General features: G+C 38.0%; 24 protein-coding genes. 3 read left to right on the forward strand and 21 right to left on the reverse strand.

Annotated elements, in window-relative coordinates; genetic code table 11:
• Positions 1–244 precede the first annotated feature (244 nt).
• The 3 genes from parC to A5889_RS01350 all read right to left on the reverse strand — a co-directional run bounded on the left by parC (position 245) and on the right by A5889_RS01350 (position 5,341).
• Complete coding sequence (gene parC, locus A5889_RS01340; RefSeq protein WP_087640083.1) at positions 245–2,710, reverse strand: DNA topoisomerase IV subunit A; 2,466 nt, start codon at positions 2,708–2,710, stop codon at positions 245–247.
• Positions 2,711–2,722: 12 nt separating this feature from the next.
• On the reverse strand, positions 2,723–4,792 hold the full coding sequence (parE, locus tag A5889_RS01345; RefSeq protein WP_087640084.1) for a DNA topoisomerase IV subunit B: 2,070 nt from the start codon (positions 4,790–4,792) through the stop codon (positions 2,723–2,725).
• A gap of 123 nt (positions 4,793–4,915) precedes the next feature.
• On the reverse strand, positions 4,916–5,341 hold the full coding sequence (locus A5889_RS01350) for a CoA-binding protein (protein WP_087640085.1): 426 nt from the start codon (positions 5,339–5,341) through the stop codon (positions 4,916–4,918).
• Between the two features lie 118 nt (positions 5,342–5,459).
• On the opposite strand from A5889_RS01350, the gene plsY reads away from it, so the two are divergent.
• Positions 5,460–6,092, forward strand: coding sequence for a glycerol-3-phosphate 1-O-acyltransferase PlsY (plsY, locus tag A5889_RS01355; protein WP_087640086.1), 633 nt, complete (start codon positions 5,460–5,462; stop codon positions 6,090–6,092).
• Positions 6,093–6,141: 49 nt separating this feature from the next.
• On the opposite strand, the gene A5889_RS01360 is transcribed toward plsY, so the two are convergent.
• The 17 genes from A5889_RS01360 to A5889_RS01440 all read right to left on the reverse strand — a co-directional run bounded on the left by A5889_RS01360 (position 6,142) and on the right by A5889_RS01440 (position 22,921).
• The gene (locus A5889_RS01360) at positions 6,142–7,017 is read right to left on the reverse strand and encodes an aldose 1-epimerase family protein (protein ID WP_087640087.1); all 876 of its coding nucleotides are present in this window, start codon (positions 7,015–7,017) and stop codon (positions 6,142–6,144) included.
• A gap of 15 nt (positions 7,018–7,032) precedes the next feature.
• Positions 7,033–7,821, reverse strand: a complete 789-nt coding sequence (gene codY / locus A5889_RS01365; protein ID WP_087640088.1) for a GTP-sensing pleiotropic transcriptional regulator CodY — start codon at positions 7,819–7,821, stop codon at positions 7,033–7,035.
• Between the two features lie 69 nt (positions 7,822–7,890).
• Positions 7,891–9,294: an ATP-dependent protease ATPase subunit HslU gene (gene hslU, locus A5889_RS01370; protein WP_087640089.1), complete on the reverse strand. Its 1,404-nt coding sequence runs from the start codon at positions 9,292–9,294 to the stop codon at positions 7,891–7,893.
• A gap of 16 nt (positions 9,295–9,310) precedes the next feature.
• Positions 9,311–9,859, reverse strand: coding sequence for an HslVU peptidase proteolytic subunit (gene hslV / locus A5889_RS01375; RefSeq protein ID WP_087640090.1), 549 nt, complete (start codon positions 9,857–9,859; stop codon positions 9,311–9,313).
• A gap of 81 nt (positions 9,860–9,940) precedes the next feature.
• Positions 9,941–10,840 (reverse strand): tyrosine recombinase XerC, encoded by a 900-nt coding sequence (xerC, locus tag A5889_RS01380; RefSeq protein ID WP_087640091.1) that lies wholly within the window; start codon positions 10,838–10,840, stop codon positions 9,941–9,943.
• Positions 10,841–11,069: 229 nt separating this feature from the next.
• Positions 11,070–12,389, reverse strand: a complete 1,320-nt coding sequence (gene trmFO / locus A5889_RS01385) for an FADH(2)-oxidizing methylenetetrahydrofolate--tRNA-(uracil(54)-C(5))-methyltransferase TrmFO (RefSeq protein WP_087640092.1) — start codon at positions 12,387–12,389, stop codon at positions 11,070–11,072.
• Between the two features lie 97 nt (positions 12,390–12,486).
• A complete protein-coding gene (topA, locus tag A5889_RS01390; protein WP_087640093.1) occupies positions 12,487–14,565 on the reverse strand; it encodes a type I DNA topoisomerase in 2,079 nt (692 codons plus the stop codon).
• A gap of 120 nt (positions 14,566–14,685) precedes the next feature.
• Positions 14,686–15,567 (reverse strand): DNA-processing protein DprA, encoded by an 882-nt coding sequence (gene dprA / locus A5889_RS01395; RefSeq protein ID WP_087640094.1) that lies wholly within the window; start codon positions 15,565–15,567, stop codon positions 14,686–14,688.
• A gap of 67 nt (positions 15,568–15,634) precedes the next feature.
• Positions 15,635–16,402, reverse strand: coding sequence for a ribonuclease HII (locus tag A5889_RS01400; protein ID WP_087640095.1), 768 nt, complete (start codon positions 16,400–16,402; stop codon positions 15,635–15,637).
• Positions 16,392–17,255: a ribosome biogenesis GTPase YlqF gene (gene ylqF, locus A5889_RS01405; RefSeq protein WP_087640096.1), complete on the reverse strand. Its 864-nt coding sequence runs from the start codon at positions 17,253–17,255 to the stop codon at positions 16,392–16,394. Before ylqF ends, A5889_RS01400 begins: the two co-directional genes overlap by 11 nt.
• An 8-nt stretch (positions 17,256–17,263) precedes the next feature.
• Positions 17,264–17,818, reverse strand: a complete 555-nt coding sequence (gene lepB, locus A5889_RS01410) for a signal peptidase I (RefSeq protein ID WP_087640097.1) — start codon at positions 17,816–17,818, stop codon at positions 17,264–17,266.
• Positions 17,819–17,974: 156 nt separating this feature from the next.
• Entirely contained in the window at positions 17,975–19,420 is a 1,446-nt protein-coding gene (locus tag A5889_RS01415) for a S41 family peptidase (RefSeq protein ID WP_087640098.1), read from the reverse strand.
• An 84-nt stretch (positions 19,421–19,504) separates the two neighbouring features.
• The gene (locus tag A5889_RS01420) at positions 19,505–19,723 is read right to left on the reverse strand and encodes a YozE family protein (RefSeq protein ID WP_087640099.1); all 219 of its coding nucleotides are present in this window, start codon (positions 19,721–19,723) and stop codon (positions 19,505–19,507) included.
• 4 nt (positions 19,724–19,727) lie between these two features.
• Complete coding sequence (gene msrA, locus A5889_RS01425; RefSeq protein WP_087640100.1) at positions 19,728–20,237, reverse strand: peptide-methionine (S)-S-oxide reductase MsrA; 510 nt, start codon at positions 20,235–20,237, stop codon at positions 19,728–19,730.
• 2 nt (positions 20,238–20,239) lie between these two features.
• Positions 20,240–20,836: a YpmS family protein gene (locus A5889_RS01430; RefSeq protein ID WP_087640424.1), complete on the reverse strand. Its 597-nt coding sequence runs from the start codon at positions 20,834–20,836 to the stop codon at positions 20,240–20,242.
• An 83-nt stretch (positions 20,837–20,919) separates the two neighbouring features.
• Positions 20,920–21,807 (reverse strand): SGNH/GDSL hydrolase family protein, encoded by an 888-nt coding sequence (locus A5889_RS01435; RefSeq protein ID WP_087640101.1) that lies wholly within the window; start codon positions 21,805–21,807, stop codon positions 20,920–20,922.
• Between the two features lie 271 nt (positions 21,808–22,078).
• Entirely contained in the window at positions 22,079–22,921 is an 843-nt protein-coding gene (locus A5889_RS01440; RefSeq protein WP_087640102.1) for a DegV family protein, read from the reverse strand.
• 130 nt (positions 22,922–23,051) lie between these two features.
• Between A5889_RS01440 and trhA the strand changes: the two genes are divergently transcribed.
• Positions 23,052–23,705 carry a PAQR family membrane homeostasis protein TrhA gene (gene trhA, locus A5889_RS01445; RefSeq protein WP_176372775.1) on the forward strand — a complete coding sequence of 218 codons (654 nt, stop codon included), beginning with the start codon at positions 23,052–23,054 and terminating at the stop codon, positions 23,703–23,705.
• A gap of 162 nt (positions 23,706–23,867) precedes the next feature.
• Entirely contained in the window at positions 23,868–24,068 is a 201-nt protein-coding gene (locus A5889_RS01450; protein WP_087640104.1) for a hypothetical protein, read from the forward strand.
• Positions 24,069–24,155: 87 nt separating this feature from the next.
• On the opposite strand, the gene A5889_RS01455 is transcribed toward A5889_RS01450, so the two are convergent.
• Positions 24,156–24,668, reverse strand: coding sequence for an adenine phosphoribosyltransferase (locus A5889_RS01455; RefSeq protein WP_087640105.1), 513 nt, complete (start codon positions 24,666–24,668; stop codon positions 24,156–24,158).
• Between the last annotated feature and the right edge of the window lie 2 nt (positions 24,669–24,670).

Genomic DNA, 24,670 nt, shown 5'->3' on the forward strand with positions numbered 1-24,670 from the left:
TTATGTGATTAGTATAACACATCGCGATTTTTATGCAAGCCTTTCCTTATTATATTTTGAGCGAAATCGCTATTTTTTTTAATAAAACAGTATGAAACGTTGATTTATAGGGATTTAATATTTGTGATATGATTAACGAACTAGAATCAGTTTTATATAAAAAGTAAGAAATCTGTAATACAAAAAGCTAGAACTGTATTAGTACAGTTCTAGCTTTTTTCTAATTCTATAGAACAGAATTGATTTATTCAGTCTCTTCTTTTTCAGGCAACTCGGCTGTATGCATTTCATGGACTTCTAGGATTTCTCCATCTTGTTTCTCATCCAACATAAATGAACCATTAGAAGTTCTGTCGTTAATTGGGTATGTTTGAGAATCAATCGTATATTGTTTGCCACTTTGAGTAGTTACTAAAAGCTCTAGCGTACTGCTTTCTGACATAAAGCTCACACGATGTGGATTTTTCTTTAGTTCTCTTAAGACCATCAGTCCTCGTTTTGCTCTACCTAACTGTGTGAGTTCTTGTGCAAGCATTCGCTTGATACTTCCACGCTGCGTTAAGATCACGACCGGTGTATCTCCTTCTTGATAAACTAATAAACCGTTGACCACATAATCTTGGTCTTTTAAGTTCATCGCTTTTACCCCAGCAGCTTTTGCTCCGACGACTGGCACCTCTTCTAATGGATAACGGAGGCCAAATCCTCGATGACTAACTAAAAAGACATCCAAGAGCTTTTGCTCATTCGTCAAATAAACATTGACGATTTCATCTGTATCGGATTTCAGTTTCATACAGTTTGTTGGTCGACTCTTATAGGTTCTCCAAGGTTCAAAATCAGTCATTTTTGTTTGCTTGATCATACCTTCTTTTGTCATGAAAACAAATGTTTTTGTCGGTGACAGTTCTTTATAGGTATAAACAGCGATGATCGACTCATCTATCGACAGATTTAGAATCGTTTGAGAAATGTGCTCGCCGATTTCTTTCCATCTTAGATCTGGTAATTCATGGACCGGACGATAAATCACATTCGCTTTATTAGTGATCAATAAAACATGATCCAACGTATTGACTTCACCGGTATAAAGCAGGAAGTCCCCTTCCTTCATCCCGATTTCTTCCGGCTTGGATGCACTGTAAGAACGCAAACTGCTCCGCTTGATGTAGCCTTCGTGTGTTACTGTGACTACAACATCTTCTTGAGCAACCAATACTTGTGTATCGATCTTGATCTCTTGGATCTCATTTTCGATTTGAGTCAAGCGTTCATTTCCATATTGCTTTTTGACCTCGCGAAGCTCTTTTTTCATGACATTGAACAATTCTTTTTCATCATTCAAAATAGTTGTCAATTCAGCAACTAAACGACTAAGTTCTTCCGCTTCTTTTTCAAGCTGTGTAATATCTGTATTTGTTAAACGATACAATTGTAAAGTAACGATTGCTTCCGCTTGTGCTTCTGTAAACGCGTACTCTTTCACTAAATTGTTTTTTGCATCTTTTTTATCCTTTGATGCACGGATCGTTTCAATGACCTGATCAAGGATCGATAAGGCTTTGATCAAACCAGATACGATATGTTGACGGGCTTGCGCTTTATCCAATTCAAACTGACTGCGGTTTGTGATCACTTCTTTGCGGTGCGCAACATAGCTGTCTAAAATACGTTTGAGCCCCACTTGATGCGGTGTCATGTTATCGATGGCAACCATATTAAAGTTGTAATTGATTTGCAATTCAGTATTTTTAAAAAGATAGTTCAAGATTCCTTCAGCGTTGGTATCCTTTTTCAACTCGATAGCGATCTGCAGCCCCGTTCGGTCACTTTCGTCACGAACTTCTGCGATCCCCTCGATTTTTTTATTCAGACGTACTTCATCGATTTTTTTCACTAGTGTCGCTTTATTCACTTCATAAGGAATTTCAGTGACGATGATCTGCTGTTTACCGCCTTTTAATGGTTCGATTTTTGTTTTCGAACGGAGAATCACTTTTCCTCGTCCTGTTTCATAGGCCTTCTTGATTTCTTCTTTTCCTTGCAGAATACCTCCTGTAGGAAAATCAGGTCCTGGGATAAATTCCATTAATTTTTCTAATGAAGCATTTGGATGATCAATCAGATAGATCGTTCCATCTATGATTTCGGCCAAATTATGCGTAGGGATCTCCGTCGCATAACCTGCTGATATCCCTGTGGAGCCATTGACTAACAAATTGGGATATTTTGCGGGTAAAACTGTTGGTTCTTTTTCTGTATCATCAAAGTTCCACACAAAGTCGACGGTGTCTTTTTCGATATCTTTCAGCATTTCTCCACTTAATTCTGATAAGCGGGCCTCAGTATAACGCATGGCAGCGGGCGGATCACCATCCATACTTCCATTATTCCCATGCATTTCGATCAAAACTTCACGAAGCTTCCAGTCTTGACTTAAACGAACCATCGCTTCGTAAATACTGCTGTCTCCATGGGGGTGATAATTCCCCATAATATTTCCGACAGATTTTGCCGATTTTCTAAAACTCTTTTCAAATGTATTGCCATCTTTGTTCATGGAAAATAAAATTCTGCGCTGAACTGGTTTTAATCCATCACGAATATCTGGCAGGGCACGCTCTTGAATGATATATTTGGAATATCTTCCAAAACGATCGCCCATTACTTCTTCAAGAGTCAGTTCTTGAACTTCTTGGCGTTTTTCCACATTCATCACTCCCTACTCTAAATCGAACAAACTGATTTCTTCAGTTTCTGTCTTTTTTTGTTCATTTTCTATTTTTTTCTCTTCATCCAAAACGTCGTTTGAAATTGAGGGCGCAATCTCTGTTTCGCCATCTTTACGGTCTAAAATACTGCCGTCTTCTTCTAAAGTGAATTGAACATGACGCTCGATCCATTTTCTTCTCGGTTCTACCTTATCTCCCATAAGAGTGGTGACACGACGTTCTGCCTGAGCTGCATCATCGATACGAACTCGAATCAACGTACGAGTTTCAGGGTCCATCGTTGTTTCCCATAACTGATCTGCATTCATTTCACCAAGACCTTTGTAGCGTTGCAGCATATAGCCTTTACCAACTTGTGCTGTAACATTAGCCAGCTCTTCATCAGTCCACGCGTACTCAGTGATTGCTTTTTTACCAAGACCTTTTGAAACCTTATACAACGGAGGTAAAGCAATATAAACTTTGCCTGCTTCGATCAGCGGCTTCATGTAACGATAAAAGAACGTCAATAACAAGACTTGGATATGCGCACCATCGGTATCTGCATCGGTCATGATAATGACTTTATCATAATTGCAGTCTTCAACTGAAAATTCAGGGCCAACACCGGCGCCGATCGTATAAATCATCGTATTGATTTCTTCGTTTTTGAGAATATCCTGCATTTTTGCTTTTTCTGTATTTAACACTTTTCCTCTAAGCGGCAAAATTGCTTGGAATTTTCTATCGCGGCCTTGTTTTGCAGAGCCGCCGGCAGAATCGCCTTCGACCAAGTAGAGTTCATTTTTCTTAGGGTTTCGCGATTGAGCAGGTGTTAACTTACCGGATAAAAGAGACTCCCCTTTTTTCCGTTTCTTTCCGTTTCTGCTTTCTTCACGTGCTTTACGAGCGGCTTCACGTGCTTCACGTGCTTTGATTGCTTTACGAACTAATTGCTGACTCATTTCGCTATTTTCTTGGAGGTAGAAGCCCATTTGCTCACCGACAACATTATCCACTGCATTTCTAGCAAGAGGTGTGCCTAATTTTTCTTTTGTTTGACCTTCAAATTGCAAGAGGTTTTCAGGTACACGAATAGATAAAACTGCAGCCAAACCTTCACGAAAGTCACTGCCCTCAAGATTTTTGTCTTTTTCTTTCAATAGACCTACTTTACGAGCATATTCATTATATGCTTTCGTCATAGACGTTTTCATCCCGACTTCATGAGTTCCGCCATCTTTTGTTCGGACATTGTTAACAAATGACAAAAGATTTTCTGAATAGCCATCGTTATACTGATAAGCTAATTCAACTTCGATCCCTTCTTTTTCACCAGAAAAATAAACAACTGGCGTCAAGGTATCTTTCTCTTCATTCAAATATGAGACAAATTCCTTGATTCCTTCTTCATAATGGAAGACTTCTTCTTTAGGTTCTTCTCCTCGCAGATCAGCAAGTGTGATTTTTACCCCTTTCAATAAGAAAGCAGATTCACGTAAGCGTTCCGCTAATGTTTCATAAGAGAAATGGATCGTAGAAAAAATCGTATCGTCAGGTAAAAAAGTAACAGTTGTCCCGTTCTTTTTATTTGTCTTACCGATTTTTTTCAATGTACCGACAGGCTTCCCGCCATTTTCAAAACGCTCTTTATATTCAACACCATCGCGGACGATCGTTACTTCCAGCCATGAGGATAATGCATTTACAACACTGGCACCTACTCCGTGAAGTCCACCGGATGTTTTATAACCGCCCTGTCCGAATTTTCCACCTGCATGTAATACGGTAAAAATCACTTCTACAGTTGGTATTCCTGATGCGTGCATCCCTACGGGCATACCACGTCCAGAATCGACGATCTTTATACTATTGTCTTTTTGAATGACTACATTGATTTCATTTCCATACCCTGATAATGCTTCATCGACGGCATTATCTACGATTTCATACACTAAATGATGTAATCCGCGGCTATCTGTTGAACCGATATACATCCCTGGTCTTTTACGTACCGCTTCCAAACCTTCTAAGACTTGGATGGAGGCGTCATTGTATTCATTGTTTACCTTTTTCGCCAAAGAAAAAAACTCCTTATACTTGAATTATAGGGCCCTTAGCCACATCATTACAATAATACTCTAAAAACTCTCAAAAAAAAAGAGCTTTCCTATTCGGTAACTCTTTCTTAAGATCATTTGTGCTTATTTCGGCATTTTAGCGAGTTCGATCTTAATGCAACGATTCATTATGATAGCATTTCTTCCTGCTTTTTTCAATAATTCCGCAGCTTCTTCACTTTCTAGCCCTAGTTGTGCCCAAAAAACTGTCGCATTTGTTTCTAAAAAGTCACGGGCAACTTCTGGTAAGAATTCACTTCTGCGGAAAATATCGACAATATCGATTGAGCCAGGGATATCCTGAAGTTTTTCATACACATATTCACCAAGGATTTCTTGCCCTGCCAAGACTGGATTGACTGGAATGATTTCATATCCATATTCCTGCAGCAATTCTGCAATTTGGTAGCTTGTTCTATCAGGCTTATTACTTAAACCGACAACGGCGATTCGTTTCGCTTCTTTCAAATAAGTAAAGATTTGTTCTTGTGATGGATTTTCAACAGACATCTTTGTCATCCTCTCTTAATTTCGCTTCTTTTTTATTATACAACGAATAGTTAATTATTGTTAGCTGTTTCTATTCATGATAAAATATAGGCTAGCTTGAACAGAAAGAGGTCACTTGATGAAATTTATAGTATTATTGATCATTGCCTATTTATTAGGTTCGATTCCGTCTGGCGTTTGGATCGGAAAACTTTTTTTCAAAAAAGATATTCGCCTTTTCGGGAGCGGCAACACTGGAACGACCAATACGTTTAGAGTATTAGGGAAAAAAGCTGGAATCACTGTTTTATTGATGGATATTTTAAAGGGAACTTTAGCAACTAGTTTACCACTCTTATTTTCTTTGAATGTCAATCCGTTGGTTTTCGGTGTAGCAGCTGTATTGGGACACACATTTCCATTTTTTGCGAATTTTAAAGGTGGCAAAGCTGTTGCAACAAGCGCGGGGATGATTTTAGCCTATAGTCCAACATTTTTTGTTTATTCTGCATTGATTTTTATTATTACATTGTATATTACCAGTATGGTAAGTTTGACTAGTATGGTTAGTGCTGTGTTGATCACATTATCAACGATCATTATTCCTTTCGCGATCCCACAGATTTTGCCGAGATTTGACTGGTTGCTGACTTTGATCGCTGTGGCATTGACGATTTTTATTTTTGTCCGCCATAAAGACAACATCAAACGAATCAAAGAAGGAACAGAAAGCCGTGTGTCCTTTGGATTAGGTGCAAAAAATAGTAAATAAAAAAAGCCAAAGCTCGAGCATATTAGGTGTTCGTCTTTGGCTTTTTTTATTATTTCGCTGTTAGTGTATAGTGTGTCTTAAATATGCCTGAGCTATCAAGCTGATTGATGCCGATTTTATCAATAAGATTCCCTGTTGCATCTACACTATCTGCAATTCCGCACCAAGGCTCGATACAGACGAATGGGGCTTCCTTTGGATAAGGAGACCAAAAGCCGACATAAGGCATATCAGCATAGCTTAAACTAATGCTGTGAGGACTTTCATCCGTTGCGATCGTAAAGGTATTGACTCCTTTTGTTTCAAAGATGATCGCATCCTCTTTAAATAACTCTCTGCGCAAATCTAGACTTGTATTTGTCTGTCCAAGTGTCTTGTGAGCAAAATCAGCATAAGGACCACTTAACGGAATTTGAATGCGTGACTTTTGTGGTGAGAACCCTAAATAATAATCATCAAATGATAAGTTCTTTTCTAAAGGCACATTAAAAGCTGGATGACCGCCGATTGAAAAGTACATTTTTTCATTGCCTGTATTTTCAACCTGATAGTTTACAGTAAGGTTGTTTTCTTCTAAGGCATAAGAAAGAATCAATTCAAAATCAAAAGGATAGACTTCCTTCGTTTCTGCTGAACTTTTAAGCGACAAGGAAACTAATTCTGTCCCGTGCTCGATCACTTCAAAGACCTGATCTCTCGCGAAGCCATGCTGTCCCATCGGATAAGTCTTGCCCCCATATGTGTATCGATCCTCTTTCAATCTGCCTACAAAAGGAAAAAGAACAGGTGCATGACGTCCCCAAAAAGCTGGATCTCCGTTCCAAATATACTCGATATCACTTTTTTTAGATTTTAAACTGATCAATTCCGCTCCGTCTTCTGCGATCGTTGCAATCAAAAATTCATTTTCAATTTGTACAGTCATTTGTCATGCCCCCTACTAGTTCTCTTTTTCTAGTTCTTTCATGAATTGCTTATTCAAGACTTTCAAATAAGTCCCTTTCATCCCTAACGAACGAGATTCAATGATTCCGGCAGATTCTAATTTTCTCAACGCATTAACGATCACTGATCGCGTGATTCCAATCTCATCTGCAATACTTGAGGCTGTCAAACGACCTTCTTCCCCATCTAAAGCTTTGAAAATCGCATGAACAGCTTTCAGTTCGCTATAAGATAATGTGTTGATCGCCATTTGAACAGCGGTTGCACTGCGAACACTTGCTTCGATCGATCTGGATTGTTGATACAAGATCTGCATGCCAACAACGGTCGCACTATATTCAGCTAGAACTAGATCTTCATCATCAAAAGACTGTTCCACTCTCGCCAAAATGATCGTCCCTAAACGTTCTCCTGCCCCAAACATCGGTACAATCGTTGTCAATCCAAACGGATATTTTTCGCGCCATTCCACAGGAAAAGCTGTCAGATCACTTGTAATGGAAATATTTGCTTCTGTTTTAGCTAAATTGTCCGCTGCATCTGTATAGCTTTGAGGAAAGCGTTTTTCTTCAAACATATGTTTGACACGTGCATTATTAACATCTAGTTTTTCATTATACCCTAACAGTACGCCCTCACTGCTGATGATGTAAGCATTGCTGTCTAATACGTCCCCTAAGATCATCGCCATTTTATCGTAAGGTAAATCAGCTTTTTGATCAAACGTATTCTTTTGCTGTAATAATTTGTTGATTTGACGCGTTTTTTCTAATAAAGTAGTCATTTTTACTCCTCCTAATTTAAAAACTATCAAGCTTGCTTTAAAAAGATGTCCGAAGAACGTTTACTAGGATTAAAGAATGTAGCGGCTTAAATCTTCGTTTTGAACGATGCTGTTCAATTTTTCGTTCACGTAGGCTTCTGTGATCGTAATTTCACCCATTTGCATATCTGGTGCTTCAAATAACAAATCTTCTAAAAGACGTTCTAAAATCGTATGCAGACGACGTGCCCCAATATTGTCCGTGTCGCGATTGACATCAAAAGCGATGTCAGCAATACGCTCTATTGCTTCTTTAGTGAAAATGACTGTTACATTTTCTGTTCCGATCAATGCTATATATTGTTTGATCAACGCGTTATTTGGTTCAGTCAGAATCTTAACGAAATCTTCAGCGGTTAAATCATCTAGTTCTACACGAATCGGAAAACGACCTTGCAGTTCCGGGATCAAATCACTTGGTTTTGATAAATGAAAGGCACCCGACGCGATAAATAAAATATGATCTGTTTGGATCGGACCGTATTTTGTATTGACTTGTGAGCCTTCAACGATCGGTAAAATATCACGTTGTACTCCTTCGCGTGACACTTCTCCAGAATTTTGCTGGCTTTTTGATGTGATCTTATCGAATTCATCAATAAAAATGATCCCGCTACTCTCTGCTAAACGAATCGCTTCGCTGTGAATATCAGCATCTTTGACGATTTTAGCTGATTCTTCTTTGACTAGTAATTCTTGCGCTTCTTTTACAGTGACCGTGCGCTCTATTTTTTTCTTTGGTGACAATGCCCCTAGCGTTTCGTTTAGATCGATTCCCATTTGCTCCATCCCTGCATTCATCGCTGGCATATTTTTCTTAGGTTCATCGATTTCGATTGTGACTTCACGATTATTCAACAGTCCTTTTTCTAACTGCTCAAGAACGGTTTTTCGGTTGATTTTGATTTCTTCCGTTACTTCTTCTTGTGTTTCCTGTGGCTGTTGTGCTGCTGAGAACATTTGCATCATTTGTTCAAATTGATTAGTTGATGCTTGTTTTTGTTCTTTTTTGATCCCAGGAACCAATACTTTTACCAGACGATTATTCGCTTTTTTTAACGCTTGAGAATAGACTCGACTGTATTGTTTTTTTTCGACGATTTGAATGGCATTTTCTACTAAATCGCGGACCATTGATTCCACATCACGACCTACATAGCCAACTTCCGTGAATTTAGTTGCTTCAACCTTTATAAATGGAGCATTGACGATTTTAGCCAAACGTCGAGCGATTTCAGTTTTTCCGACCCCGGTAGGACCAATCATCAGCATATTTTTAGGTGTGATATCCTGCTGCATTTTTTCATCGAGCTGCAGACGTCTGTATCGATTTCTTAAAGCAACAGCGACAGATTTTTTAGCCGTTTCTTGGCCAATGATATATTCATCTAATTCCTTCACGATTTCTCTAGGTGTTTTATTCAGTTCATTCATAGCTAGAATCCTCCATCTATAATTCTTCTACAATAATATTGTGGTTTGTAAAAACACAGATATCTGCGGCTATATTCAATGCATTTTCCGCAATACTTTTGGCAGACATCTCTTTATCACCGTAATGTTTCATCGCTCTTGCAGCGGAAAGTGCGAAGTTGCCACCTGAGCCAATAGCTAAAATGCCATCATCTGGTGTGATCACTTCTCCCGTTCCGGAAACTAAAAGCATTTCTTTTTTATTCATGACGATCAACATTGCCTCTAACTTTTGCATAGACTGCTGTGTACGCCATTCCTGAGCGAGCTCAACAGCTGCTCGAGTCAGATTTCCATTATATTCATTCAATTTACCTTCGAATTTTTCTTCTAAAGTAAATGCATCTGCAACGCTGCCTGCAAAACCGACAACGACCTCATCATTATAAATTCTACGAACTTTTTTAGCTGTTCCTTTCATCACGACAGATTCACCCATCGTAACTTGACCGTCACCAGCCATCGCAAATTTTCCATCTTTTTCAACCGCACAAATCGTTGTGGAGTGAAATTGTGATTCAACCATGATACTTCCTCCTAAATCAAAAGCTCACATGCTTTTGTTGTCTTATAGATCCACGCCTTTAAAGCAGCTAATATTTTTTTGCTAAGCTCGAGGGTGAAATGTTCGATAATTTTTTTGTAAACTTTCTTTTGTTACATGCGCATAAATTTGAGTTGTCGATAAATCCGAATGTCCTAAGAGCTCTTGGACGGTTCTCATGTCAGCGCCATTATTCAGCAAATGAGTCGCAAATGTATGCCGCAGCATATGAGGGTGGATATCCCCGTTTAGCGTACTTTTCTTGATCAATTGATTCAACACATATTCGATCCCTGTTGATGTGATTTGATCCCCATGATGATTGACGAAAACAAATGCATGATCTTTCCCGTGTTTGTCCATCAAAACTTTTCTACCATGTTCAAGATACTCTTTTAATGCATCTTGAGCGAATGAGCCGAAAGGAACATAGCGATCCTTGTTTCCTTTCCCATGAATGAGTAATACATTTGCAGAAAAATCCACTGACTGGAGCGTTAAGTTAGCGCATTCACTCACACGAATACCCGTTCCATATAAAATTTCAAGCAGTGCCTGATTTCTTAAGTCCAGTGGTTTTGTTCCCTTAGCACTCTCAAAAAGTGCATCCATCTCTTTTTCATAAAAGAAACGAGGAAGTCTTAATTGCTTTTTTTTCATATGAACATAGGAAAATGGATTTTCTTTGATTACTTCATTTTTAAGTAAAAATTGATAGAATGAACGTAAACTAGCAATTTTTCTACTGATCGAATTGCGACTGTATTTCTTATCGTACAGAAAACTTAAGTATGTACGAATATCCAAATGATCGACTGTTAAATAATCAGCGTCTCCAGAATTTTTCAGGAAATCAAAAAAATTTAGAATGTCTTCTTCATAGGCAATTCGTGTTTTTTCAGAGTAACCGCGTTCCACGATCAAGTAAGTTAAGAACATCTCCGGCCAGCTTTTTTGCTGCATAATTTTCCCTCCATCAAATTACAAGGTAACTTTAGCATAACCATTTTGAAAAAACAAATGAATTGTCAGAATTTAATTAATATTTTCAAATTTAGTAACAATTTATTCATATTTGAAGATAAATAACTCGTGTTTTATAAGGGAAATCTAATCTGTGACAAGTCAAAAGGCAGACAAAAAAAGCTAAGGTACAGAATGTTTCCATCCTAAATACCTTAGTTTTTAGTTACTAATCGACAAGATCAAATTCTTGTTTTGTCTCAGCCAATTTTGTTAATGCTCTATTGGCAATTGCTTCATAACGCTCTTTTTTATCACGAATTCGTTCAGGCATCTCAGGAAAGAGACCGAAATTGGCATTCATTGGTTGGAAATGTTTGCCTTCTGCATGAGTGATGTAATAGGCCATACTGCCAAGTGTCGTTTCTCTTGGGAAGACAATAGGCTCTTCCCCTTTAGCTAAACGCGCTGCATTGATACCTGCCAATAAACCACTAGCCGCACTCTCAACATATCCTTCAACACCAGTCATTTGACCTGCAAAAAACAGGTTCTCTCTCTTTTGAGATTGATAGGTTGGTTTTAAAAGCTCTGGTGAATTCATGAAACTGTTTCGATGCATCACACCATATCGCACAAACTCAGCATTTTCTAACCCAGGAATCATTTGGAAAACACGTTTTTGCTCTCCCCATTTTAAATGAGTTTGAAATCCAACTAAATTGTATAAAGACGCTGCTGCATTGTCTTGACGCAATTGAATCACCGCATACGGACGTTTTCCTGTCTTAGGATCTTCAAGTCCTACAGGTTTTAGTGGTCCAAATAGCATTGTTTTGATTCCACGTTTAGCCATTACTTCGATCGGCATACATCCTTCAAAGAATTTTTCTTTTTCGAATGTTTTTAACGGAACGACTTCGGCAGAAACTAATGCTTCATAAAAAGCAGTGAATTCTTCCTCTGTCATCGGACAGTTTAGATAAGCTGCTTCTCCTTTATCATAACGTGATTTCAGGTAAACTTTATCCATATTGATCGTTGCTTTATCAACGATCGGTGCAGCTGCATCATAAAAATAGAAACCATCTGAGCCATTGAATTCTTTGATTTGTTCTGCCAAAGCTTCTGAGGTCAAAGGTCCTGTTGCTACAATAACGATTCCTTCTGGTAATGCAGTGATTTCTTCATTTTTTACAGTAATTAACGGATGATTTTTGATCCGATCTGTGATTTCCTGAGAGAAGGTATCTCGATCGACCGCCAAAGCTCCTCCTGCGGGAACTGCCGTTAAATCAGCGCTATTGATTATAATTGAGTCTAAACGGCGCATCTCTTCTTTTAAAACCCCTACTGCATTCGTTAAATTATTTCCTCTTAAGGAATTAGAGCAAACTAACTCAGCAAAATTTTCAGTCTGGTGAGCTGGTGTCTTTTTTACTGGTCGCATTTCATATAGAGTAACTGGCACACCCGCTTTGGCAACTTGCCAAGCAGCTTCACTGCCAGCTAGACCGGCGCCAATAACTGTTACAGAAGTAGTAGTCATTTAGATCCTCTTTTCTTTTATATAGATACAGAAACAATTGACTTTAAAAAAGTAATTGCTTCTGTATAATTGATTATTTTATTTGTAGTCAAGATAGCTATTTTTGAACATTTTCTTCGTAATCACCATTGATACAGACAACTTGTTTTCCGCCTTTGACTTTCTTTTCAACAAGATACTGACCACATTTTGGACATGGACGTCCAATTGGTTTATCCCAAGAAGTAAAGTCACATTCTGGATAACGGCTGCATCCATAGAACAATCGGTTTTTCTTAGATTTACGTTCAATAACTTGGCCTTCATTACAAACTGGACATGTTACACCGATTTCTTTAACGATGGCTTTAGTGTTTCGACATTCCGGGAAATTACTGCATGCATAAAATTTTCCGTAGCGTCCGAGTTTGATGACCATTGGGTGTCCGCAAAGATCGCAGTCAAAACCAGCTGGCTCATCTTTGATTTGAATTTTTTCGATTTTCTCTTCTGCGTTGGTCAATTCTTTTTCAAATGGTTGGTAGAAGCGATCCACAACTTCCACCCATTTTTCCTGTCCAACGCCGATTTTATCCAAATCCCCTTCCATTGATGCAGTAAAATGGACATCAACGATTTGCGGGAAGAATTCCACGATCAGAGAATTAACGATTTCACCAAGTTCTGTTGGCTCAAAACGTTTATTCGTTAATTTAACATAATAACGTCTTTGAATAGTTTCCAAAGTTGGTGCATACGTTGATGGACGTCCCACTCCGTTTTCTTCCAATGCGCGGATCAATGTTGCTTCACTGAATCGTGCTGGAGGTTGAGTGAAATGTTGTTTTGGTTCGATATCAACAGCCTTGACTTTATCTCCTTCAACTAAATCAGGAAGAATATTTTCTTTGTCTTCTTTTCCGTCATCTCTACCTTCAACATAAACTTGCATGAACCCTTTGAATTTTACTTTTGCACCGTTTGCAATGAAAATCACGCCATTTTGCTCAAGGGTTACTTTCATTGTATCCAGCACTGCTGGTGTCATTTGACTTGCAACGAATCGGGACCAAATCAATGTATACAATTTAAGTTGGTCTTTATCTAAGTATTGCTTGATTTCATTTGGTGAGCGCAATACACTTGATGGTCGGACAGCCTCATGGGCATCTTGCGCCCCTTGTGAATTTTTCGCTTTACGCCCGCCGTGTGCTGAAAATTCACTGCCGTAATTTTTTTCGATATATTCTGCAGCTTCTTCTTTCGCTGAATCCGCGATTCTGGTTGAGTCGGTACGCATATAAGTGATCAAACCAACTGTTCCCTGTTTTCCTAAAGCAATTCCCTCATATAGCTGTTGGGCAACCATCATTGTTTTTCTCGTTCTAAAATTCAATTTTCTAGCTGCTTCTTGTTGTAGGCTACTCGTGGTAAAAGGTAATGCTGGATTACGTTTACGTTCTTTTTTCTCAACTTTGGTAACATCATAATCTTTTCCCGTAATTCTAGTGGTCACTTCTTTGACTGCTTCAGCATTAGGTAATTTTTTCTTCTTTCCATCCACACCCCAAAAATTCGCTTTGAATTTTTTCTTTGCTTTTTGGAAATTTCCATCAATACTCCAGTATTCTTCTGGAATAAATTTACGAATATCATTTTCACGATCAATAATAATCTTCAATGCAACAGACTGAACACGGCCGGCACTTAAGCCTTTTTTGACTTTACGCCATAGAATGGGGCTAAGTGAATAGCCAACAAGACGGTCTAAAATTCTACGAGCTTGTTGCGCATCTACTAAATCTAGATCGATCGTTCGAGGTTCTTTGAACGCAGCTTTGACTGCTTCTTTTGTAATTTCATTGAAGACAACTCGGTTTTTATCTTTCAGATCAAGGCCGAGAAGGTAAGATAAATGCCAGGCAATTGCCTCTCCTTCTCGGTCCGGATCGGCTGCGAGATAGACTTTATCAGCTTTTTTAGCAGCTGCTTTTAAACTTTTGATTACATCGCCTTTACCTCTGATCGAGATATAGTGCGGTTCATAATTATTTTCAATATCGATACCCATTTTACTTTTTGGTAAATCACGAATGTGTCCAACACTGGCAACTACCTTATAATTTTTTCCTAAATATTTTTCAATCGTTTTGGCTTTAGCTGGGGATTCTACAATAACTAGATATTTATACGCCATTCAACGTGTGGCTCCTTTCGGTTTTTGTGTTTCTTCTATTATATATATCAAAATGTAGAGAACTCACAAATCGTACTTCATCATATCTATTCATCACAGGTTTGTCAAGGATTGATAGTATTAAATTGAAAAATTTTGGATTTCTTCAAGGATATCTTGAGGGCAAATCGTACACTTTGCACCTTCTTGAATCAGTGTATGACAGCCATCAGAACGCAAATCTAGTGAATTTCCTGGAACTGCAAATACTTCTCTTCCGTATTCTAATGCTGCTTGTGCAGTAATTAAAGAGCCACTTTTTTTACCGGCCTCGATCACACATGTACCTAAACTGATGCCTGCGATGATCCGGTTTCTCATTGGAAAATGGTATTTTCTTGGCTTTGTTCCGTTAGGATACTCACTGATCACTAGCTGTTCTGCCATCATTTTGCGTTGAACATGAGCTGTTTCTTTTGGGTAGCAATAGTCTAGTCCCGTTCCGATTACACCGATCGTTTGACCTGAATGATGCATTGCTACTTGATGGCTTACACTATCTATTCCCTTAGCTAATCCACTGACGATCGTCAGCCCATGTTCAATCATTTTAGGTACTAATTGCCTAACGACATTTATTCCATAAACAGAAGAAGATCTAGCGCCAACAAAAGATAAACAAGGATTCTTTAAAAGAGCAATATTTCCTTGGTAAAATAATAAAACTGGACAATTGTAGATTTGCTTCAGATATGTTGGATAGTCATCATCTAAAATTGTAATAAAACTATGATGTTCTTGAAAAGATCTTAGGCTCTTATTTTCTCTAGTCCAATACTCCCAAGAGTGTAAAAAAATCTTCTGATAGGTTCGGATTTCAGCTATGTGAATAATCTCTTCTTTGGAGAAATCAGCTATATTATTATAATTCATTGAAAAATCTAATACTTTTAGCATTCCTAGATTGCCTATGCCTTTACATACCGAAAGTTTAAAAAATAGTGCCCGTTGTTCTTCATTCATAAAAAAAACCTTCCTTTGTGTATACTTGTTATAGTAAGTATCCGCAAAAAAAGGTCTTTTTTATTTTTTAGCAAAAATCTTTTATTGGAGCAAAGGTCTTTCTATGAATTTTACAAATTCCCAGCTCCTTGATCCCTTGTAAATGCTCTTTTGTTCCATAACCAGCATTTTTTTCAAAACCATAACCGGGATACATTTTAGCATAGTCCTCCATCAATCGATCACGAATAACTTTTGCTACAATACTTGCAGCTGCAATCGAAACAGAACGTGCATCTCCTTTTATGATATTTTCTTGAGGAATCTTGACATCCAAAGTCATTGCATCTATCAACAAATAATCAGGAATGAAGCATAGATCTTCTAATGCGATTCCCATTGCAAGTTTAGATGCCTGATAGATATTGATTTCATCGATTTTATTGTGATCAACCATGCCAATACCGATAGAAATAGCTTGATTTTGAATTTGATCATAAAGCTCATCTCTTTTTTTAGCAGATAACTTTTTAGAATCATTAACACCAAGCAATTGAAATTTTTCTGGTAAAATAACCGCTGCTGCAACAACTGGTCCAGCCAAAGGACCTCGACCAACCTCGTCGATTCCTACGATCAAACGATGTCCTTGTGCGCGGGCATTCCTTTCAAACACTTGCATCTCATCTAAAAGCGCTATGTCCTTTTCATGTCGTTGAATTCTGCGTTCCCATTGCTTGAGAGCTTGTTGTACTCCGCTGCGCTCATCTTGCTGCCAGTGCTCAATTCGTTCGTCATCTCTTCTATCAATTTCAGCTAAAGCCATTTTTATTTGTTGAATCGATTCAGCTTTCATCATTTATAGCTCCTAATTCTTCCCAACGATCTAATGTATAAGGTCCCAATTTACTGCTTCGGATCTCCTGGATGATCATTTCACTTGCTCGATCGTAATCATCACGGTACCCACGTTTTTGACTGATCAGCATCAAAAGCTCCGCAGGTGGTAAAAAAGTTTCTTCTTCAGTTAGACGGTATCGTTCAATCAAACGCTCAGGATAAAAACGAGAAAAAAACGACAAACCATAAATGGCTAAATCATCTAAATGAAGAAGTTGATCCTTGATTGCTCCCGTCAATGCCAATTTTTTTCCAATTTCCTGATCTTCAAATTTAGGCCACAAAATACCCGGCGTATCTAAAAGTTCTAGCTCCGTTCCTGAACGCAGCCATTGTTGTCCTTTGGTAACTCCTGGCTTGTTGCCTGTTTGTGCTATTTTTTTCCCGACTAATCGATTCATCAGTGTTGATTTCCCGACATTAGGAATCCCAATGCACATGGCACGGATCGCGCGAGGCTTCAGTCCTTTTGCTCTTTCACGTTCGATTTTCTCTTTCAGAGCCTTTTTGGCTTCCGGAACGATTTTATTGACTCCTTTATTCTGCTGAGCATTGATAATCAGGGTATGGTAACCTTTTTCTTGAAAATATTGTTGCCATTTTTGATTCTGCTCCTTATCTGCCAAATCTCCCTTATTCAATAAGATCAATCGAGGTTTTTGTTGAACGATTTGATCCATCATTGGATTGCGGGATGAAAGCGGCAACCTCGCATCAATCAGTTCAAATACGATATCTACGTATTTGATTTTCTCTGATACTTCTCTTCTGGCTTTTGCCATATGTCCTGGGAACCACTGTATTGTCATTTTATCACCTATCTTGGTATAAATTTCATGTGTGAAAATGGGTAGTACACAAATTGAGCTTTGCCTAAAATATACTTACTTTCGACTGCTCCGAAAGAACGGCTATCCTTTGACATCCGACGGTTATCACCTAGTACAAAGTAGTGATCTTCAGGCAGCACCTTTTCTGCAATCAGATCGCTCAAATCGAAATTGGTCGTGTAAGGAACCGTTTCATGATCTTTTTTCAGATTTTTTTCTAGGAAGGGTTCTTCTATCGGAGTTTCATTAACATAAAGCTGATCGTTCTCATAGCGAATTGCATCCCCCGGCAGCCCGATGATCCGTTTAATATAAATCGATCCATTCGGTAATTTAAACACAACTACATCAAACCGCTTGATCGAAGTGAACTTCTCCATCACGATCATATCCCCTTGATTCAGTGTTTTGGCCATTGAACTTCCGTCAACCGGAACAGGAATCAAGAAAAAACCTCTCAAAATAAAAACTAAGACAACAGAAGGAATGAGTAATTTCATGAAAGAAATAAAGTAACCAACATAATTTTTCTTTTGATCCATCTTCCCCATCCTTTCGTCTATCTTATTATAAAGGAAGAACATTAGAAAAAGCGACTATTTTTATAGAAAAAAAATGAATCCTTTTGCAAAATAAAGTAAAGGTGTGAAAAAGGTAAAATATCGTTTAATGAATCACCCCAGTTCACACCATCATTTTTAATTTTTGTTTCGTTCTTCCTGTAATTCTTTGATGCCCAAATCATAGGCTTGATCATTTTCAACAATTTTTTTCGCTACTTCTTTTTCGATATGATCTGCAGTTTCGTTATCTACTTCACCAGTAACTGGAAGACTGTTCTCAGTTTGAACAGCAGCTACAGCATTTTTCGTTTCTTCAGAAAAATCACTGCTTTCGGCATTTACTTCATATCCCAAAGCTTTTAATAAAGCATTGAGATTTTTGACAACAGAAGAAGAATCGCCTATTTTCAACGTTTTGTCTCTAGAAATCGGAGCTAGATAGGCATAGTCAGGGTAATCTGCTTTGATCGTTGGCTCTAATCCTTTTTCATGAATCCACTCACCTTTAGGCGTCAACCACTTCATCACAGTCAATTTGATCTCACTTTTATCGTTCAAATTCTTCACTGATTGGACAGTGCCTTTGCCGAAGGTTTTCATCCCAATGATTTTTTTATTTCCAGATTCTTTTAGAGCCGCTGCGAAAATTTCAGAAGCGCTCGCACTGCCTTCGTCCACCAAAACAACAGTTGGCTCTTTTACTTTAAACCCGTCATCTAATTCAGAAGAAGCCGTATCTTCACTTGTATTTCCCTGCTTATCTTCAAATTTCACGATAGTTTGACCATCTTCTAAGAACATACTGGCCATCTGTTCCACCTGATCCAATAAGCCCCCAGGGTTTTGACGTAAATCGATCACGAAGGAGGTTGCCCCGTCTTTTCTTAATGAGATGATCGTATCTTTCAACTCTTGGTATGTATTTTCACCAAAGGAAGAAATTTTGATGCTGCCGATCGTTTTATCTTTGGCATCGGGTTCTCCCTTAACAGTTTCGATTGGGATTGTATCTCGTTTTAATTTTAGCTCAAAAGTTTCAGAACCACGAGTGATGGTTAAGCGGACTTCTGTCCCTTTTTTTCCTCGTATTTTACTTACAACTTCAGTGAGTGTTTTTCCTTTCGTTTCCTCATCATCCACTTTGATGATTTGATCGTTTGCTTTGATTCCTGCCTTTGCAGCTGGAGATCCGTCGATCGGTGCTTGTGCCACAGTAGGTAGTTCATCGGTCATGGTCATGGTTGCACCAATTCCCTCAAAACTTCCTGAAAGACTTTGATCCAGTTCATCTGCTTCGGGTTCATTTAAATAGCTGGAATATGGATCATCTAACGCTTCTGTCATTCCTTTTAGTGCACCATCTACTAGCTTTTCTTCATCGACCTTTCCAACGTAATTTGTGACAATTTCGTTGTAAAGAGCGTCAACTTTTTTTAGCTCACTGCTTTGCATTGGACGATCAGCAAGTTGTTTTTTATATTGGTGATCAAAATAAATATAACTACCACTTCCAACAAGAAACGCGACACATAAAATTGAAATTATGTACTGATAATAAGGCACTTGTCGTTTCTCTTTCATAGCGTTCTCCCCTTCCTGCTAATTTATACTGCATGCATTCCAGTGTAACATGAAAAAAAAGCAAGGAAAAGTCTTCCCCGCTTTTTATTTGTTGTTTTCTAAGTATTTTTCCCACAACTCATCAAAAATGAGCATATTGCTTATATAATCTACATTCATTTCCAAGTAACTGGATATTTCATGATAATCTTCAGATTGTTTTGGGAATTGAATGTCTTTTGCAGCGTCATTGGCAAATTGACTTTCTGCAGTTTTTTTAGGAGCTCGTAAAGTCATTAAGTAATGGTAGAAACTTCTTCTCATTGATTCACCAATTTTCTTTTATAAAATTTGCTCGATTTGCGTGAGCATCTTCGTAGCGTTCAGGATCTTTTTGATAAAAATCTTGATGATAGTCTTCGGCAGGATAAAAAGTGACAGCCGGTTGGATCTTTGTAACTATAGGATCATCAAAGCGTCCACTTTCTGCTAATGCTTTTCTGCTTTGTATCGCAATTTCCTTTTGCTCATCTGTTGTGTAAAAAATCACTGGTCGATAATTGTCCCCGCGATCTTCGAATTGACCAAGAGCATCGGTAGGATCTGTTTGCTGCCAGTATATTTCTACTAATCGTTCATATGACATGATTTCGGGATCAAATTCAATCTCGACAGCTTCAGTATGCCCAGTAGTATGACTCAAGACTTGCTCGTAAGTGGGATTAGGCACATGTCCTCCTGTATACCCAGAGGTAACCGAAAGAATGCCAGGTTGGGTATCGAACGGCTGAATCATGCACCAAAAACAACCTCCAGCAAATATTGCTTTTTCACTCATAATTAATCCTCCTTACTTGAAGTATCTTTTGGTAGATAGATGTTCATTCGAATATCATCGTCCACTAAATTGATTTTTTCTGCTCGAATAAACAGGCCGTTTTGCATTCTAAACTGATCTAAACGCAGCAAAATAGTACTGTCATCCGGATTTACCTCTACCCAACTTGGTAGCTTATAATCTCGCTGAACAAACTTCAAGATCTCTTTTATTGGTAAACCTAGCGTTCCAATTGATAAACTTTTAGCCTTTAGTTGAACATTGCCATCATTCATCACAAATGGATCGAAATAAAGGTTGAATTCAATTGGATAGCCTAAAACTTCAAAAGTTCCGTTCAACATAGCTTCGTTTTCTAAATAAAATTTATAGTTAATGTCAGAATCCTTTTGAAAATCACTAAGGAAAAAATCGATCAATGCATTGACCTGTTTTTTATTTGATTGAATAGCAATTACAGGTGTTCCCTCTTTAGCAACCAGTTCAGGAACCGGTTTATAATTAGGCTCACGAACTTGAGTGATTCTTACAAAAATAAAAGCTAAACTTGCAATAATAGTACCAACTAAAATAAGAAAAGCGATCTTCCAACGATTCATTGGCGTTTGCACGTCTTTCTTTTGTTTTCTCTGCTTAGCGTCTTTTTCCTTTTTAGAAGTCTCTTGTTCATTGTTCATCTTGTTCACTCACTTCCTTTTTCTAGCCACTTATTATTTGTTTTGACCATTTCATCACGAATCGCACTTGCCATAAGTTGATAACCCAAATTATTTGGATGGAATCGATCTTCTTCATAAAGAGCATTGTTTTTGATATCACGATTTTCACTTGACGAGGTAGTCTGATCAGCACTAACGATCCCAACCTGGTCGTCAACGCCTTTATATAATAAATCATTGATTGGAATAAAATAAGAATTCCCTTCAGCTTCAACGATTTCTTTAGTTCCCTCATTCCAATTATCTACGATATCTTGCATCTCAGTGATTTCAGGAAAATAGAGATAAAATGGATTATAAATGCCCACTACATAAATAGGCGCCTCTGGATTGTATTTACGGATCTCAGCAAGTAACTGTTCCACTTGGCTCTGATATTTTTTGAGCGGTTTTTTGAAAGAATCTTGTGTTAGACGAAAAACGTCTCCTTTAATGACTTTCATCAAATCATTTCCGCCAACTGTTAAAGAAATCAAATCGGCAGAAGCTAATCCTGTCTGGATATCTTCTTTTTTCTTGATTCTTTTAAGAATTTGGTCGCTGCGGTCGCCATTTTTACCAAAATTATCTGTTTGAACACCATTCAAATGATATTCTTCTTGTAAATCGTTGGCAACTAACGGAACAAAACCGCCAGAGTTAGTTAAATCGCCGATCCCTTCAGTTAATGAATCACCTATTGCCGCATAATGTATCACTTCTTTTGTCGCTCTTTTTTCTGTTTTTTGGTCACCAGTTCCTAAAATCGGTTTCGCTTTAGGGATTGTGATCATCAGGAGCAAGAAAACGCTGATGATCGTGGCAAAGAAAATTGCAAAGCTTCGCCAGTTTTTTTGAAAAAAATAGTTCATTCTATCCCTTCCTTTACATAAATCAAATGAGGTAGGATTGCTACCTCCAAACGGTCATTTAAACTTACTATTAATCGCTATGATACACAAAATCAGACTGATTTTCTATGCTTTTATATCACTTTCATCAGAAAACTAGAAAAAAGTGACTGAGCGATAACTTGTCCAGTTATTCCTCAGTCACAAATTTTCTGAAATGGTACAGCTCAAAAAATTGCTCGTCTTACATCTTAAATAATTCTAAATCAAACTAAAGCTAAGTGTTTTATTGCTAGTCTGTATAATACATGATGGCAAAAGCACCTTTACCTGTATGTGTCGCGATAACAGGGTTAGTATGCAGCACAGGAATATCCATATCAGGGAACAAAGCTTGTAAACCTTCTTTGAACCCATTCGCTAACTCTAAACCATCAGCATGTGAAATACCAATTTGGCGTACATTGGATAATTGACTTAATTCATTTTTAAGTTCATCAAACCATTTGTTGAAGGTTTTTATTCCTCGACCTTTAGCCACTGGAATCAATTCTGTATGTTCAAAGTCCATGACCACTTTCATATTGAAAATATTCGACAAAAGCCCTGTTGCCCGACTGATACGACCACCTTTAACCAAGTTATCTAATGTAGAAATGCCGATAAATAGTTTGGTATTTTCTTTGACATGATTGATCTCAGCTAATATCTCAGGAAGGCTTGCGCCATTTTTAGCAAGTTTTGCAGCTTGGATCACTTGGAATGACAAGCCTTGATCGGTAAAATCACTATCGATAACTGTCACTTTACTGGTACTTAGATTGCTGGCTTGTCGCGCAGCTTCAACTGTACCACTTAGTCCTTTAGTCATGTGTATGGAAATTATTTCACTGCCGTCAGCCCCTAGACGATCATAAAGCTCAACAAATTCACCAATTGGCGGTTGGCTTGTTTTAGGCAAAGATTTAGCTGAAGCCATCAGTTCCATGAAGTGTTCACCTTCCAAATGATCATCATCAGCGTATACAACACCATCGATCATTACAGATAAAGGCATCATTTGAATGTCTAGTTCATCTCGTACACTTTTCAACATCGTACAAGAAGAATCCGTCACAACTTTAACATTTGTCATAATTTTATCACTCTTCCTTTAAAAACAACCCCAATTCGTGGTAAAATACTTTTGAGGCTTGAATGTCTGTTTATAGTATAACAGACAAAGAAGTATTTTTCACCAAATTAAAATGAAGGAAGTTGATTTCTTGGAAAAAGCAAAATTCTCCAGAAAATACATGATTTTAAATGAAGTCCTCAACGCAGTGACTCATGGCATCGGTGCCGGCTTAAGTATTGCTGGACTTGTGATTTTACTCGTCAAAGGGGCACGTCTTGGCTCCGCAGTTCATGTTGTCTCCTATGCAATCTATGGATCAACTTTGATTTTATTGTTCCTGTCATCGACATTGTTCCATAGTCTAATTTTTACGCGAGCAAAAAAAGTCTTTCAGGTTTTCGATCATAGCTCGATTTTCTTACTGATCGCAGGTAGTTATACCCCCTTTTGCTTATTAAGCGTCAAAGGTTGGCTGGGCTGGTTATTGTTCGTACTGATTTGGTTGATGGCAATCAGCGGTGTCGTTTATAAGTCTCTTACACTACACAAGCAAGAGACCGTCAAAAATATTTCTACAGTGATTTATATTATCATGGGTTGGCTTTGTTTAACCGCAGCTAAACCACTATATGATTCTTTAGGATTCACAGGAACTGCATTATTGGTTGCCGGCGGTGTTTCATATACGCTAGGAGCAGCATTTTATAGTTTAAAGAGTGTACGATTTATGCATGTTGTTTGGCATCTGTTCGTTATGTTGGGTGCTGGCTTTATGTTTTTCTCTATTCTATTCTTCACTTAAAAATCATGTACAGCTTATCTTTTTACGTCACGAATCAAAAAAGTTCTTCTTTTATAAAAAAAGAAGAACTTTTTTTGCATTTATCTCTTTACAAACCGAACAAACATTCGTATAATAACTATACAAACATTTGTTCGACAAAAAATTATGAGGTGATTAAGAATGAAAGCTATTCGTCGTGGCGGGTTATTATTTGTTGTATTGATTATTGGTATTTTCTTAGGAACATTAGGGTTGCGTTTAGCTTTACTTATCGTTAGCCCTCTCTTTATTATATGGTTTATGTTATGGGATGAGAAAAGATATATTCATACTCGAAAAAAAAGTGAACATCAACGGTATGTCTATCGGAAGTATCCATAAAAGTAGTACGATTCGTTGTGTTTATAACTAAAAAAGATGTTGAAGTAGACCACCTTTACGGTCCCCCTTCAACATCTTTTTGTTTTATCAATACTCCATCAATGTAACAATTTCATAGTCACTGATTTTATCTCGTCCATGAAGATCCATTAGCTCGATCAAGAAGGCACAGCCAACAACGATTCCACCCAAAGATTCGATCAATTCAACAGTTGCTTTGATCGTTCCGCCAGTTGCTAGTAAATCATCGCAAATCAAAACACGTTGTCCAGGCTGGATCGCATCTTTATGAAGCGTCAATGTATCTGTTCCGTATTCTAAATCATAAGTAACTTCGATTGTTTCGCGTGGCAATTTACCTTTTTTACGAACTGGAGCAAATCCTACACCTAATTCATAGGCGACTGGACAGCCTACGATAAAGCCTCTAGCTTCTGGTCCTACGACCATGTCTATTCTTTTTTCTTTTGCATAATCAACGATTTGCTTTGTTGCTTCACGATACGCATCTCCATTTGCCATCAATGGTGAGATATCTCTGAAAACGATGCCTTTTTCAGGGTAATCGGGAATACTAGCAATATAATCTTTCAAATTCATTT

Origin of the sequence: Enterococcus sp. 9D6_DIV0238, assembly GCF_002174455.2 — a bacterium.
Classification (GTDB): Bacteria; Bacillota; Bacilli; order Lactobacillales; family Enterococcaceae; genus Enterococcus_L; species Enterococcus_L dunnyi.

Bases quoted from the DNA above. Each gene is read 5' to 3' on its own strand.
- A5889_RS01350 (WP_087640085.1), bottom strand. From the start codon at position 5,341: ATGTCTGTTGAAAATCCATCACAAGAACAAATCTTTACTTATTTGAAA.
- plsY (WP_087640086.1), top strand. From the start codon at position 5,460: ATGAAATTTATAGTATTATTGATCATTGCCTATTTATTAGGTTCGATT.
- A5889_RS01360 (WP_087640087.1), bottom strand. From the start codon at position 7,017: ATGACTGTACAAATTGAAAATGAATTTTTGATTGCAACGATCGCAGAA.
- codY (WP_087640088.1), bottom strand. From the start codon at position 7,821: ATGACTACTTTATTAGAAAAAACGCGTCAAATCAACAAATTATTACAG.
- hslU (WP_087640089.1), bottom strand. From the start codon at position 9,294: ATGAATGAACTGAATAAAACACCTAGAGAAATCGTGAAGGAATTAGAT.
- hslV (WP_087640090.1), bottom strand. From the start codon at position 9,859: ATGGTTGAATCACAATTTCACTCCACAACGATTTGTGCGGTTGAAAAA.
- xerC (WP_087640091.1), bottom strand. From the start codon at position 10,840: ATGCAGCAAAAAAGCTGGCCGGAGATGTTCTTAACTTACTTGATCGTG.
- trmFO (WP_087640092.1), bottom strand. From the start codon at position 12,389: ATGACTACTACTTCTGTAACAGTTATTGGCGCCGGTCTAGCTGGCAGT.
- topA (WP_087640093.1), bottom strand. From the start codon at position 14,565: ATGGCGTATAAATATCTAGTTATTGTAGAATCCCCAGCTAAAGCCAAA.
- dprA (WP_087640094.1), bottom strand. From the start codon at position 15,567: ATGAATGAAGAACAACGGGCACTATTTTTTAAACTTTCGGTATGTAAA.
- A5889_RS01400 (WP_087640095.1), bottom strand. From the start codon at position 16,402: ATGAAAGCTGAATCGATTCAACAAATAAAAATGGCTTTAGCTGAAATT.
- ylqF (WP_087640096.1), bottom strand. From the start codon at position 17,255: ATGACAATACAGTGGTTCCCAGGACATATGGCAAAAGCCAGAAGAGAA.
- lepB (WP_087640097.1), bottom strand. From the start codon at position 17,818: ATGGATCAAAAGAAAAATTATGTTGGTTACTTTATTTCTTTCATGAAA.
- A5889_RS01415 (WP_087640098.1), bottom strand. From the start codon at position 19,420: ATGAAAGAGAAACGACAAGTGCCTTATTATCAGTACATAATTTCAATT.
- A5889_RS01420 (WP_087640099.1), bottom strand. From the start codon at position 19,723: ATGAGAAGAAGTTTCTACCATTACTTAATGACTTTACGAGCTCCTAAA.
- msrA (WP_087640100.1), bottom strand. From the start codon at position 20,237: ATGAGTGAAAAAGCAATATTTGCTGGAGGTTGTTTTTGGTGCATGATT.
- A5889_RS01430 (WP_087640424.1), bottom strand. From the start codon at position 20,836: ATGAATCGTTGGAAGATCGCTTTTCTTATTTTAGTTGGTACTATTATT.
- A5889_RS01435 (WP_087640101.1), bottom strand. From the start codon at position 21,807: ATGAACTATTTTTTTCAAAAAAACTGGCGAAGCTTTGCAATTTTCTTT.
- A5889_RS01440 (WP_087640102.1), bottom strand. From the start codon at position 22,921: ATGACAAATGTTAAAGTTGTGACGGATTCTTCTTGTACGATGTTGAAA.
- A5889_RS01450 (WP_087640104.1), top strand. From the start codon at position 23,868: ATGAAAGCTATTCGTCGTGGCGGGTTATTATTTGTTGTATTGATTATT.
- A5889_RS01455 (WP_087640105.1), bottom strand. From the start codon at position 24,668: ATGAATTTGAAAGATTATATTGCTAGTATTCCCGATTACCCTGAAAAA.